The sequence below is a fragment of the Paeniglutamicibacter psychrophenolicus genome (assembly GCF_030812255.1).
In the GTDB taxonomy this organism is placed as follows: domain Bacteria; phylum Actinomycetota; class Actinomycetes; order Actinomycetales; family Micrococcaceae; genus Paeniglutamicibacter; species Paeniglutamicibacter psychrophenolicus_A.
On record NZ_JAUSSH010000003.1, the window covers coordinates 12,095 to 25,762 of the forward strand.

The 13,668-nt window shown below is 65.8% G+C and carries 12 protein-coding genes; all 12 read left to right on the top strand.

The window, feature by feature from the left end; genetic code table 11:
* Positions 1–810: 810 nt before the first annotated feature.
* The 12 genes from J2T21_RS06210 (at position 811) to J2T21_RS06265 (ending at position 13,659) form a co-directional block, all read left to right on the top strand.
* The gene (locus J2T21_RS06210; protein ID WP_307579594.1) at positions 811–3,753 is read left to right on the top strand and encodes an Ig-like domain-containing protein; all 2,943 of its coding nucleotides are present in this window, start codon (positions 811–813) and stop codon (positions 3,751–3,753) included.
* A 161-nt stretch (positions 3,754–3,914) separates the two neighbouring features.
* Complete coding sequence (locus tag J2T21_RS06215) at positions 3,915–4,475, top strand: hypothetical protein (RefSeq protein ID WP_307579597.1); 561 nt, start codon at positions 3,915–3,917, stop codon at positions 4,473–4,475.
* Positions 4,476–4,659: 184 nt separating this feature from the next.
* Positions 4,660–5,376, top strand: a complete 717-nt coding sequence (gene lepB, locus J2T21_RS06220) for a signal peptidase I (RefSeq protein ID WP_307579599.1) — start codon at positions 4,660–4,662, stop codon at positions 5,374–5,376.
* Positions 5,373–6,113 carry a ribonuclease HII gene (locus J2T21_RS06225; RefSeq protein WP_307579601.1) on the top strand — a complete coding sequence of 247 codons (741 nt, stop codon included), beginning with the start codon at positions 5,373–5,375 and terminating at the stop codon, positions 6,111–6,113. The genes lepB and J2T21_RS06225 overlap by 4 nt, the downstream gene beginning before the upstream one ends.
* Positions 6,110–6,430: a DUF2469 domain-containing protein gene (locus J2T21_RS06230; protein ID WP_071215368.1), complete on the top strand. Its 321-nt coding sequence runs from the start codon at positions 6,110–6,112 to the stop codon at positions 6,428–6,430. Before J2T21_RS06225 ends, J2T21_RS06230 begins: the two co-directional genes overlap by 4 nt.
* Before the next feature lie 132 nt (positions 6,431–6,562).
* On the top strand, positions 6,563–7,534 hold the full coding sequence (locus J2T21_RS06235) for a hypothetical protein (protein WP_307579603.1): 972 nt from the start codon (positions 6,563–6,565) through the stop codon (positions 7,532–7,534).
* A gap of 259 nt (positions 7,535–7,793) precedes the next feature.
* Complete coding sequence (locus J2T21_RS06240; protein ID WP_307579605.1) at positions 7,794–9,449, top strand: SH3 domain-containing protein; 1,656 nt, start codon at positions 7,794–7,796, stop codon at positions 9,447–9,449.
* Positions 9,450–9,451: 2 nt separating this feature from the next.
* On the top strand, positions 9,452–10,108 hold the full coding sequence (locus tag J2T21_RS06245; protein WP_307579607.1) for a hypothetical protein: 657 nt from the start codon (positions 9,452–9,454) through the stop codon (positions 10,106–10,108).
* Positions 10,109–10,138: 30 nt separating this feature from the next.
* Positions 10,139–11,107 (top strand): hypothetical protein, encoded by a 969-nt coding sequence (locus J2T21_RS06250; RefSeq protein WP_307579609.1) that lies wholly within the window; start codon positions 10,139–10,141, stop codon positions 11,105–11,107.
* Positions 11,104–11,787, top strand: a complete 684-nt coding sequence (locus J2T21_RS06255) for a hypothetical protein (RefSeq protein WP_307579611.1) — start codon at positions 11,104–11,106, stop codon at positions 11,785–11,787. Before J2T21_RS06250 ends, J2T21_RS06255 begins: the two co-directional genes overlap by 4 nt.
* Positions 11,753–12,112: a YraN family protein gene (locus J2T21_RS06260; protein WP_307579613.1), complete on the top strand. Its 360-nt coding sequence runs from the start codon at positions 11,753–11,755 to the stop codon at positions 12,110–12,112. Before J2T21_RS06255 ends, J2T21_RS06260 begins: the two co-directional genes overlap by 35 nt.
* Entirely contained in the window at positions 12,109–13,659 is a 1,551-nt protein-coding gene (locus J2T21_RS06265) for a YifB family Mg chelatase-like AAA ATPase (RefSeq protein WP_307579615.1), read from the top strand. The genes J2T21_RS06260 and J2T21_RS06265 overlap by 4 nt, the downstream gene beginning before the upstream one ends.
* The last annotated feature ends 9 nt before the right edge of the window (positions 13,660–13,668 follow it).

Sequence of the window (13,668 nt, forward strand, 5' to 3'; positions counted from 1 at the left end):
CTGCCACGCGGCAGGCCGACCGAGCGAGGCCGGCAGATCCTTGGATGCTTGCCGTTGCACAGGCCGGCGACGTGCTTGCTTCAACTTCCAAGCGAGGGCCGTCGTGTTCCTTGAAGATCACCTTCGTCCCGACAAGAAGCCAGATTGCATCTTGGGCCGGGATCGAACGTGGCCGCTGTCTCCAATGGATTGCGTGTCGCTGCAGGCATCGACCAAGTGCGCCACGCGGTATGGCTGCGTGTGGCCGATGGACGGGGTTGAAGCGGCGGCGTGGCGCGGCATCACACCTTAGTGGTGATAGATCGTTGGGGCATCCCGTGAAGCAGCCCGAAGGGCGCAATCATCCCCGTCGTGCGCCATGAAAGTTGCTGGAGAGAGACAGTGCACGGTTTTGGTTGGAGATTCAAGTATCTACATTTAATGTTTAAATCAGCCGACGTGCCGCGGGCGCACCCGGCGCCGAGCAGCAGATTGCTTCGGACGCACATCATCCTGCGCAGGAGCTGGGAATTTCGAGAAAATTACGCGAGTGGGCCTAGGAATTTTTGCTCGGGCGTGTCGCGGGCGATAGAAGGCCGCCCCTCCAGCCCTGCCCCGGAATTACGCGGATGTCACCAAAATGATTGATGTGTCAAATTATCCAAAGGGTGGAGATTAGCCCTCTTGATGTTTGGATCTGGATATCTACAGAGGTTAGGGTTTCATTTTGGTAACACTCATTGCTCGCGGTAGGCCCAATCGGATGTCCCCAACGACAGACGCGGCGCACACAAAAGCGAGGTACCACACCTTGAATTGGGAGAATTCCATATGCACGATTCATCACGTGCTCTACTAAAGCGGGGCAGCATCGCCGCCGCGACCACGGCGTTGGTGATCGGCAGCAGCTTCGCTGCGCCGGCAATCGCCACCACCACGGCAAGCCCCGAACCTGTATCCACGGAAACTTCGGCGGCCCCCACCACCGAAGCGTCAACGGACGCGAATCAGGCGGCGCTACCAAGCGGTCTGGAAGAAGCCGTTGAACGCGATCTCGGCATCACCATCGAAGAGTTCTACAAGAACGGTGAGCTGAGCGCGGTTGTTGATTCGCTCACCAAGGAATTGAAGCAGTCAAAGCTTGTTGCTGACTTTGCAATTGCTGAGAACAAGATCAACGTCACTGTGACGTCGGCGTCACTTAAAGACGTCACCAAGAAGCTCGACGAGCTGACCAAGGGCACCGACGTTGAACTCAACATCGTGGCCGAACCCGAGATCGAAGCATCCGTGGCTCCCGAAAAGGTCGAAGCCACGGGCGCTCCCGAAACCAGCGATGTTCAGTCTCAGATGAAAAAAGAAGTTGCTGAGACGCCTAAGTACCAGGAGAGCGTTGAACCGGTCTTGCCTAAAACGGAGGCAAAGGTCAGGCCGAAGAGCGCGGAATCACTCTTTCAGGCCTACGTAGACAGCGTCGATTCAAAGACGGTTTCGAAACTTCAGGCAATCATGAAGGACGGCGACGGCAATTACGTCATCCGGACCGGTGGTGCTGCGAAGCTGGATGACGGCAAGGCGAAGGAAAGCGCCGGCGCCGAAGATGTTCAGTTCAAGAACGCGAAGCTCACACCGGAGCAATTCGCATCGAAGTACACCAAGGTCACCATTGAGAGCGTAGAAGGTCCGGCAAAGGCTGCAGCAGACAACGACGTGTTGGGCGGCATAGGCTATGGAGCACAAACGAGCCCGACTGAGGTTTCTTTGTGCTCAATCGGGTTCAATGGGTTCAACGCAGCCGGTGCGCCGGCAGTTATTTCCGCCGGTCACTGCAGCCACGACGGTGATATCACCGATGTGAAGATCATCGAACACGACGGAAAGAACAATCCGATCGCGATTGGTGCTGACCTTGGCACATTCGGTTTTTCGCAGTTCGGTGGTGTCGATGACTCACCGGTTAATGATCCACAGGCACAGGATCCGGGCAATGTCGGTACCGATATCTCGGTCATCGACAAGATCAATAAGGATCTGAACCTGAAGGCCATGGTTTCCGACTGGAAGGGTGCTGACGAACGGGATTCCGGCACCAGGGTAACCGGAGTGTCAACGGCTGTCGACGGGACCAATATTTGCAAGTCTGGCCGTACTACCGGCTGGACGTGCGGAACTGTGGATGAAGTCGGAATCTTCCTAGTGGGTGGATTCAACAATGATGTTCGCGGTGTTCGTGGTTTCGGCATGGTGAACCCAGGTGGAAGCGAAAAGGCTTTCCAGGGTGACTCGGGCGGATCCGTTATCGCGGGCAACAAGGCAGTCGGTATAACCAGCGCTGTCTCCCCATATGACGGGGGACGTGCATACTTCACCGACATCAAGGATGGACTGGCGCACGCCGCCGGCTACTCCATCGCGCTGTTCCTGAACGCACCTGCCGTTTCCACTCCGGCAAGCGGCTCGAACGTCTCCGCGGGTGAAACCCTTAACGGCACCGTGGCAGGCGCACCGACCGGTTCGACAGTGCTAATCAAGTCGGCCGGCCAGGACGACATTTCCGCCAAGGTTGCCAACGGCAAGTTCACCTTCAAGGCGCCGGCCAAGTTTGGCAAGTTCGACTTCACGCTGCAGACGATCAACGGCTTCAACGAGTCCACGATCACCGCAGGATCGTTCAACGTCGTCATCGGCGCCCCGGCCATCACCACCCCAAAGAACGACGCCACGCTCAACGCACCGGTGTCCACCATCTCGGGCACCGGCGTTGCCGGAGCCACCGTGACCCTCACCGGCGATGCCACCGGCACCGCCAAGGTCGCGGCCGACGGCACCTGGAGCGTCAAGCTCACCGAGGCACTGTCCTACGGCGAACACTCGATCTCCGCCACCCAGGCGCGCGACGGCCAGACCTCGAAGGCAGTCACCAGCGCCTTCAAGATCCAGCTTGACGCACCGGCCATCACCACCCCGGCCAACGGCAAGACCTACACCGAGGCACAGAAGGTGGTTGCCGGTACCGGCGTCGCCGGCGCCGAGGTCAAGTTGACCCTGCCCGATGCCGAACAGGCCCCCGCGGCTGCCACGCAGTTGGTCACCGTCGGCGACGACGGCAAGTGGAGCTTCACGCTGGAAGACGATGCTGCCCTGTCCTACGGGTCGCACAGCGTCACCGCCGTGCAGAGCGTCGGGGAAACCACCTCGGTCGCCGCCAAGTCCAGCTTCAAGGTGGTCCCGGTCGCCCCGTCGATCGATTCGCCGACCGATGGCCAGAAGTTCGCCTTCGACAAGGCCCCGAAGACCATCAGCGGCTTCGGCATCAACGGTGCCACCATCAAGGTGACAATCGGCGACGCCGAGCTGACCGCAACGGTTGCCGACGGCGCCTGGACCGTCCTGGTTCCGGCCGACCTCAAGTCCGGCGACCACAAGGTCACCGCAGTGCAGGTCATCGACGAGGTTGCCTCGGCATCCACATCGATCTCCTTCACCCTGGCAGCCGAGCCGAAGCCGGAGCCGACCGAGGAGCCGACCGCATCGCCGGAGCCTTCCGAGGCCCCGACCGCGTCGCCGAGGCCCAGCCAGGATCCGGAGCCTTCCAAGGCACCGGTAGCCCCGCAGGGCAACACCAACGACGATGACAACGACAGCGACCCGTTGGCCAACACCGGCCCGAACGCCGCACTGCCGTTCATCGCCACCGGCGGCGTCCTGCTGGTCGCAGGCGGAGCGTTCCTGCTCTTCCGCCGCAAGAACACCAAGGGGCACCACGGTGCCTAACCACTTGGTTCTCGGCTAGCCGGGACCCGTGAGCGCGGGGGCCTTTCGCGGAATTGCTTGCAATTCCCTGGGAGGCCCCCGCCGCTTTTCCCACGAGCCTGTCAGCAAACACCCCAGATGGGCCCCTAGACTCGGCCCGAAGAAGAAGGTGGTCATCACACATGAAGAACCCCACGACACGCGTTGCCCTGGGCGGGGCCGCATTGGCTGCGGCGCTGCTGCTTTCGGCCTGCGGGTACGAGGCCGGTGCCCCGGCCTCGTCCGACCCGACAGGTCCGGCATCCGTCAGCAGCGCGCCCGAGCAGAGCCAGGACCCCCAATTGCTTCAACTCAATGAAACCCTCAAGGACACCCTGGGGGACAAGTACTCCGAGGCGTGGATCGCCGACAACAAGCTGCACGTTGCGGTCACCGACAAGGCCGCCGAGGCCACGGTCACCGAGGCCGGCGCGGTGGCGCACTTGGCCAAGTACAACGCGGCCGAACTCGACGCCGCGATCGGTAAGATCATGGCGTGGCAGCGCGAGCAGGGCGGAACCGTCGCCACCGCCATCCACCGCTACGTCCCCTCCGGGCGCAACGGATCGATCACCCTGGCCGTGGACCCGTCCCAGCTCGAAACCGTCAAAAAGGGCCTGGCCGCCGCCGATGTCACCGGCGGCATCTCGCTGGTCTTCGAGGAATCGGCCGGCCCGGCTTCCCCGGCGGCGAGCACCAACTAGGCCGCACCATGGTGTGTGGCGCGCCTTGCGGCATCCGCAGGCGCGCCATACGGCTCCCACTGGCCGTGCGACGTAGGGTGGTAGCTGAGGGACCGTGATTCGTTTCCGCCTGCCTGAAGGGGCGGTCGGGCTCGGGTGCGGCCCGCATTGCCAGAGACAAGAACTTGAAAGGGCCTGCACCCACGTGAGCCACGCCAGCGACCCAGCCGCAACACCGGAGCAACCGGGCAAAAAAAGAAATCCCGTATGGGCAGCGGTCCGCGAGGTCTTGATCATCGTCGTGGTCGCCCTGGTGATCTCACTGGTCGTCAAGACGTTCTTCTTCCGCGCCTTCTACATCCCCTCGGGATCGATGGAAGAAACCCTGCAGGTCAACGACCGCATCTTTGCCAACCTCATGGCTCCCGGCCCCTTCGAGCTCAACCGCGGCGACGTGGTGGTCTTCCGCGACGAGGAGGGCTGGCTGCCCCCGATCCCTGCCACGGCCACCAACCCGGTGACCGAATTCTTCACCTTCGTCGGCCTGGTGCCGGACCCGTCCAACCAGCACCTGATCAAGCGGATCATCGGCATGCCGGGGGACACCGTGGCCTGCTGTTCCGCCGACGGGAAGCTGACCGTCAACGGCACGGCAATCACCGAGACCTACATCTTCGACGGTGACAACCCCTCGGACTCCGAGTTCACCAAGACCGTGCCCGAGGGCAAGCTCTGGGTCATGGGGGACCACCGCGCGGCCTCCGCGGACTCCCGCTACCACGAGGAGCTGCAGGGCGGCTTCGTGGACATCTCCTCGGTCGAGGGGCGCGCCGCGGTGATTTCCTGGCCGCTGGACCGCCTCGGTTCGATCTCCGGTCACCACGAGGTCTTCGCCAATATCCCGGCCCCGGCCAGCAAATGAGCCCGGCCGCCCCGACCCTGGAACACGAACTGGCCCTGGCCGCCGGCGGGGGGCACCGCTTCATCGGCGCCGCCGACGAGGTGGGGCGCGGTTCGCTGGCCGGACCGGTGTCCGTGGGCTATATCGTGATCGACCCCGCGGCGGTTCCCGAGCTGCCCGGGGTGCGGGATTCGAAGCTGCTCTCCGACGCCGTGCGCCACGAACTGGCCCCGGCGATCAAGTCCTGGGCCGCGGCCTGGGGCGTGGGGCACGCCAGCGCCGCGGAAATCGACGCCCTGGGCCTGGTCCCGGCCCTGCGCCTGGCCGGGTACCGCGCCGCCACCGCAGCGCACCGGGTGCAGCAGGCCGACGCGGTGCTGCTGGACGGGAACCTCGACTGGCTCTCGGCCACCGTCCAACCCACGCTGCTCGATTCCCTGGTGCCCGGATTCGGGGAACCGGCGGACATCGACGGGCTGCTGATTCCCGTCCGCACCTTGGTCAAGGGCGACCTGCTGGCGCTGTCCATCGCCGCGGCGTCCATTTTGGCCAAAGTCGAACGTGACGACCTCATGGATGGTTACGATCGCGATTACCCGGCGTACGGTTGGATACAGAACAAGGGGTATGGCACCGCCGCCCACCGGGCGGGCATCCTCGCGCACGGCGCGAGCGAGTACCACCGCAAGACCTGGCAGCTGACACCCAAGTCGCCGGGACCTACCACCAAGGCGAAGGGCGAGGGGAGAACACCATGAGTGCCGAAGACCTGGAAAACTACGAAGCGGAACTCGAGCTGCAGCTCTACCGCGAATACAAGGACGTGGCGAACCTCTTCAATTACGTCGTGGAAACCGAACGGCGTTTTTACCTGGCCAACAACGTGGACCTCAAGACCCGCTCGGCCGACGGCGAGGTCTTCTTCGACCTCACGCTCACCGACGCCTGGGTCTGGGACGTCTACCGCACCGGCCGCTTCGTCCAATCGGTGCGCATCGTGACCTTCAAGGACGTGAACATCGAGGAACTGAACCGCGTCGATGACCTCTCCATCCCCAAGGACGGGCTGAACTAGGCCGCACCGCCACCTGCCCCCGATGCCGCGCACGCGTTTTGTGCCCGGACTCGGGGGGGCATTGTCGTTCGCGGCGACGCTGCTACGCTCGACCAAAACATTGTTCCGGGCCCCCACAGCGAGGAAGCACGCATGAACGAGCAGCCAGGCACCGAGAACCCCGACGGGGAAAACGCGGGGGCACAGGAAACCGGGACGGTTTCCTTCGGCAGGATATCGGGCGGCACCCGGAATGGGCTGCCCTTCCTCAGCGCCTTGTCCTTCGAATTCGATGACGGGGCCCCGGACGCCCGGGCAGGCAAGCATGCCTTCGAATCCGCGATCTCCGGCCTGAACACCGCGCTGCACGGTTACCTGCAGGTGCTGGGGACCCGCGAGCCGGAATTCGGCTCCGCCCTTGGCCCGGAGCATGAAGACACCGAGTTGTTGGGCGCCTCCGACGCGGTGCACAACGCACTCGAGGACCTGGGCCTGGGGCACCGGGCCTGGACCGGCCGCTCGTTCCCGGAAGGCCCGCTGTATCGCGAGGTGCCGTTCGACCCCGGGGATCCGGAGGACTGGGCCCGGATGCTCGAAGCGGACGAGCTCGCCCGGGACCAGGAAGGGGATCGCTTCGGGCCGCGGCTCGATGAAGTGGGCGCCACGGTGCTGATGGGCAGGTTGCTGCACGACGATGCGCACGAGGTGCTGCACCTGGGCACCGCGACGGTGCACAGCAACGGGGTGCTGTTGTCCTTCGACTACCTGAACCTGCGCGGCGCCCACGAGGACGCCCTCAGTTGGCACCGACGCAGCCACGAGAGTCTCGGTGCGGCCGAACTCGGGCTGGAGCTGGGGGACCCCGGCACCGGGACCGGCTACCCCGCCGAGGTGCACGGGGGCGAGGGGAACGTGGAGAGCGGGTGCTACCGGCTGGTCCACCGCTTCTGGGTTTCGCGCGCCCTGGATGCCGACCTGCTCACCGGAACGTTCACGGTCAACGGCGCGCCCACCGCCGACGGGCGCACCACACCGCTGGCCATCGGGTTCGAGCTGGACACCGCCGTGCTTCGCAAGTCGGTGGCCGGCATCCGCAGGTTCGGGAACCACGCCCCGGGGGCCTGAGAGGAAGCGGCCCGGCATCCCGCCGGTGCGCCGTGCGTTTTCGGTGTTCCGCACAGTTGATGGCAGAACTTCGCATCTTGCCTTGGCGGTTCTGGCCACTACCAACGCGCCGCAATAGTCAGTACATTGAACCGTAACGATCGCGTTCAAATGCAGATCGTCCATTCGTCGCACGTATGGTTGATCTAGTGCCGTCGCCGGGGCCGCCACCGCGGCCGTGCGCGGCATCGGGCAAAAACAGGACCAATGGGGGATCCGAGTGCAAAAGAAGAGAATCGCCGCCGTGCTGGCACTGGCCATCGCCGTGACGGGAAGCAGCACCGGTTTCATGTCTCCGGCGACCAGCCAGGTCCTCGCTCCGGCAACCACAACGTCCTGGGCAATGCCGGGGCTGCTGGAACCGATGGGCAGTGCGCCACTGGGCATCGCCGCGAAAAAGGTGAACCTGAAGAAGGCCACCATCAACAACCTGAACCTGCGCAAGTCGCGCAGCGCCAAGGCCAAGGTCCTGCTGGTGATCCCGAAAAACGCCGCCCTGACCGTCACCGAGACCATCGGCACCTGGAGCAAGACCGCGTACAAGGGCAAAACCGGTTGGGTTGCCTCCCGGTACCTGAAGAACGCCCCGGCCGCGAAGAAGCCTGCAGCCCAGAAGTCCGATCCCCAGGCAAGGGCCAAGCCCTCCGCCAGGAAGATCACCAAGAACAACCTCAACCTGCGCCAGGGCAAGAGCACCAAGACCAAGGCGTTGGTGACCATCCCGAAGAACACCACCATCACCGTCACCGCAACCAGCGGCGCCTGGAGCCAGACGAAGTACAAGGGCAAGACCGGCTGGGTGGCCTCCAGCTACCTCAAGAACGCCCCCGAGGCCAAGAAGCCGGCACCCAAGCCACAGGCCGCCACGCATCGCTACACCACCGGGTTCACCACGCTGCGCAAGAGCGCATCGAAGACCAGCGCATCGCTGGGGGTCTATCAGCGCCGTGCCAAGGTCGAACACCTCGCGGCCTCCGGGTCCTGGAGCAAGGTCAGGGTGTCGGGAAAGACCGGCTACATCGACTCCGCCCACCTGTCCAAGACCAATCCCGCCATCGTGAACCGCTGGCTGAAATCGACGCAGTTCGTGTACGCGGGCACCAACAACAAATCGGCCAAGGTCACCTCGGTGAAAAAGGGCGCCAAGGTCGAATGGCTGCGCACCAGCGGCCAGTGGACCGGCATCCGGACGGGCAACGGCAACGGCTGGGTGCCGACCTCGTCGCTGTCCAACAGCACCATCGGCCCCACCACCGCCAAGCCCCCGACACCCCGTGCCACCTACCGCTGGACCACGGCACCGGTCAACATCCGCAAGGGGTCGGGCACCTCGCACAAGTCCCTGGGCCTGGTCCCGGCCAACGAGCGCGTCACCTACCTCAAGACCGCCAACGGCTGGTCGAACGTGGTCTCGTCCAAGGGCACCGGCTGGATCTCCAACCAATACCTGGACAAGGAAGGCCAGCATTCCTTCGCCGTCTACGGAACCCTGCGCAAGGGGCAATCGGCGTACTACATCCTCAAGGGCAAGACCTCGAAGGAAACCAAGACGACGATCGCTTCCCACCGCATGTATCTGCAGCCGAACAAGACCTGGCTCTCCTACGTCATCCCCAGCAAGAGCGCCTCCGACAAGGTGGTTGTCGAACGGATGGAAATCAAGCCCGCCAGCTACCGGACGACCGTGGTGAACATGGACAAGTGGGAGCGCTTTGACCCCAACAAGCCGCTGGCCGACCAGAACTACAACCGCGTGCTGGTCACCGACAAGGACGGCCACAGGTCCTGGGCCTATCTGGGCTCGAAGAAGATCGGCGCCTACCTGACCAAAAACGGAATCCGTGTGACTTCCGGCGACTACCTGAAGAGGTTCTGAGCATGAAGAAGCAGGGCAAGATCATCACCGGCGTCGTCTCATCCGCCGCGGTCGTGGGGTTGGTGGCCTGGGGCATCGGGTTCGCCGGTGCCGCCAGCAGCACCGAATGGAAGCTCCCCGGCGACCTGGTGGCCGGCCCCGCGATTGCCGAGGCCAATCCTTCCACCGGTACCGCGGTGAAAACCGACAGGTTCGACAACGTGCAGAAGAAGATCGGCGAAAAGGCCGGCCTGGTCGATGAGCAGACCAACAAGAGCTACTTCACCTTCGAGGTCACCAAGACGCAGTTGCTATCCAGTTGCACCTCGCGCGTGGGCAACCAGCAGCTGGCACCGACCCGCTCACGGTTCCTGGTCCTGGACGTGAAAGCCACCCTGGACGCCTCGGTCTCGGAACAGGTCGGCGGAAGCACCAAGGACCTGTTCATGCCGCTGGTGGCCGAGGCGTTCTCGGTGACCACCTCCAGCGGGACTCCGGACCGCAACGTCACCTCGGAAACGGCCTGGGGCTGCTTCGACGATTCGGTGCTGTTGCCGCCGGTGGTCAACCCCGGCCAAAGCGTCACCGGGAAGGTCGTCCTGGACGTGGACGCGACCAAGGGCAAGGTGGCCTACGACCCCGAGGACAATGGCGGCTGGTCCTGGCCCTACGGCGGGTAGCCCGGGAGCAACGAAGGAGCGCCCACGATCATGAGCGAGCAGCCAGGCACGCCCGACCCCGAGGACCCAAACGAACCGGGGGATGCGCACGGGGAAGAACCCGAAGGCGAGGACTTCGGGTTCCTCGTCGGCTCACACGGCTACGACAGTTCGCTGTCGCTCGATCTCGGCGGCGTCGAGCACGATCCCGAGGTCGGCAAGCGAGCCTTCGATGCTTCCATCCCGGCACTGAACGCGGCACTGCTGGACTACGCCCACGCATTGGAGGATCGACAGGGACGGATCTCCGACGCCCTGCGCCGGCCCGAGCTGGCACCCGAGTTGTTCGCGGCCTCCGGCGGCGTCCACGCGGCGCTTGACGAGCTGCTGGTCGCGCACCAGGTGTACACCGGCGAGGGCCTGCCCGAGGTGCAGCCGGAGCGGTCCCTCCCGGACGGGCTGACCGCCCCGGAGGACTGGGCGGAACTTATTGCGGCCAACGAGTCCACCGAGGATGCCGACGACACGCACTGGCCTCGCCCCACCGAGCTTGGCGCCACCGTGGTCCTGGACCAAGTCATCCACCACACACCGGCCGAGTTCCTGCGGCTGGACACCGCGCAGGTCTTCGGCAACGGGGTGCTGCTGATGATCGACTGCGTCATTGTGCGCGGGGTGCGCGAGGACGGGTTGATCTGGTTCCGGCGCAGCAACGAACAGCACGGGAACGTCGAGATCTCCTTGGGGCTTCGCGATGCGGCCACCGGCGCGCCACAGCCCTGTGCGCCACACCGGGCCGACGGGAACGTGGGGCCGCACTGCTACACGGTGAACCACCAATTCTGGATCCATCCCGCACCGCAGGCCGCGGAACTGGCCGGGACCCTCACCGTCCACGACGCGATCGGGCACGACGGCACTGCCGAACCGCTCGAGGTCCGCTTCCGCTTGGAGACCTCCGCGCTGCGCGAGGCGGCACAACGCATCCGCACCTTCGGGCCCCGGGAACCGGGAACATGAACCCCGGTTCCCCGCTCGATCCGATCCCCGCAACCGAGGTGCCCTTCGTGCTCGCCTTCAACCGGGTGCTTTACCGGGACCAGCGGCACCGGCTGTCCTTGCGTGAGGCCCGCGTCCACTGCATCGGCGCCGTGCTGGTCCTTGACCGCGTGTTCCGCCGCCTGCCCGCCGAGGAGCAGCTGGCCTACCGCCGGGCGTTGATGGACTCCTACCAGACAGGGGAAGGGGAACCGGTGGCCATCGACCCCGACGGGACCGAATCGGTCCTCGGCCCGGTCACCGGGGAAACATCGGAGGACCGCAACGCCAGTTACGCCCGCCTCGAATACCGGGTGCCGGGCGCCTTCGGGGCCGGCTCCCTGGTGCTGTGCCTGCGCGGCACCGACCTCCCGCGCGAGGTCGAATTCGAGATCGACGGACACCTGCTTCGGATGGCCCAGGCCCAGGTCCATTCGGCCGGAACCTCCGCGCTCGGTTTCCCCTTTCCTGGGCCCGGCGCCCGCCGGGGTCCTTTCCAGTGGTTATCCACACTTCTGCCCGCATCCCGGCGCTCGCCGACCGGCCCGGTGCATCCTTGGAACCAACCGGCCAGCAACCCCGGGCAACGCCCGGGGGACAGCGGCCGGATGACCCAGGAGTGTGCCCATGAACCACAACCAGGAACTCGGTGCCAAAGGTGAGGAACTTGCCGCCAGCTACCTGCTCAACGCCGGCTACCAGGTGCTGGAACGCAACTGGCGCTGCAACCTCGGCGAGCTGGACATCGTCGCCGAGGCGGACGGCAGCATCGTCGGCGTGGAGGTCAAGACCCGCAGCTCCATGGGCTTCGGGCACCCGGCCGAGGCGGTGAACCCGGCCAAGCTGCGCAGGCTCTCGCGCCTGGTGCGGCGCTGGTGCGTGACCCACCGGCGCAACCCGGGAGCCGTGCGGGTGGACGTGGTGGCGATCCTCATGCCGCCGGGTGCGCAGCCAAGCATCGAGCATTTGGTGGGGGTCGAGTCATGAGCCTTGCCCGAACCCTGGGCATCGGGCTCACTGGCCTGTCCGGTGCGCTCATCGAGGTGGAGGCGGATGTCGGCAACGGCATCCCCGGCTTCATCCTGCTGGGGCTGCCCGATGCCGCATTGAACGAATCTCGTGAGCGCATCCGCTCCGCGGCCCGCAACTCCGGCATCCCGCTGCCCAACCGCCGGCTGACGGTGAACCTGACCCCAGCCACGTTGCACAAGCGCGGTTCCGGATTCGATCTGGCGATCCTGCTGGCGGCACTGGCCGCGGACCGGGCCATCACCCCGGCCCCGGGCGTCGTCTACCTGGCCGAGCTCGGGCTCGACGGATCCCTGCGCCCGATCCCCGGGGTCCTTCCCGCCGTCATGGCCGCGGTGCGCGCGGGCTGCCCGGCGGTGGTGGTCGCCGAGGAGAACAGCGCGGAGGCGCGGCTGGTGGCGGGGGCCCGCGTGCGCTCCTACGCGCACCTGTCCCAGGTCCTGGCCGACTGCGGCGCCGACCCTCTCGCGCTGCGCTACAGAGCGCGCCACAATTCGCCCGCGCGCAAGAGCTCGGCATGGGCGGCAACAGGCAGCCCCGAGCCGGACCTGTCCGAGGTCCTCGGGCAGGCCCAGGGCAAGTACGCCCTGGAGGTCGCGGCGGCCGGAGGACACCACCTGTTGTTCACCGGGCCTCCAGGGGCGGGGAAGACCATGCTCGCCCAACGCCTGCCCGGGCTGCTTCCCGACCTCGACGATGGCCAGGCGCTGGAAACCACGGCCGTGCACTCGCTGGCGGCAGGGGGGATGCCCATCACCTCGCTGCTGCGCCGCCCGCCCTTCGAGTCCCCGCACCACAGCGCCTCCATGGTCGCGCTCATCGGCGGCGGCAGCGGCATCCCGCGCCCCGGGGCCGCCTCCCGGGCGCATCGGGGCGTGCTTTTCCTGGACGAAGCGCCCGAGTTCTCGGCCACGGCCCTGGACGCGCTGCGCCAGCCCCTGGAATCCGGGGTGCTGACGCTGCACCGGGCGGCGGGCACCGCCAGCTACCCGGCGCGCTTCCAGCTGCTGCTGGCGGCCAACCCGTGTCCCTGCGGGCGCAACCTGGGCAAGGGGACCGAGTGCACCTGCACCCCGATGCAGCGCCGCCGCTATCTGGCCCGCCTCTCCGGCCCGTTGCTGGACCGCATCGACATGCAGCTCTTTGTCCCGCAGCTGTCCTCGCGGGAGTTGGCCGGGCGCGGTACCGGGGAACGCTCCGCGGCGGTGGCCGCCCGGGTGGCAGGGGCCCGTGCCGCGGCCCGCGACCGGCTCAAGCGCTGGGGGATCACCACCAATGCCGAGGTGCCCGGATCGATCCTGCGCAACGAGCTGCGCCTGCTTTCGGCCACCCTGGCCGGGGTGAACCGGGCCACCGAGTCCCTGCGGCTGAGCGCCCGCGGATATGACCGGGTGCTGCGCATCGCCTGGTCCATCGCGGACTTGAATGAGCACGTCTGCCCCACCGCGGACGATGTGGATGTGGCAATCCAGCTGCGCCAGCACGGCAAGGGGGATGTGGGCTGAACCCGGCTG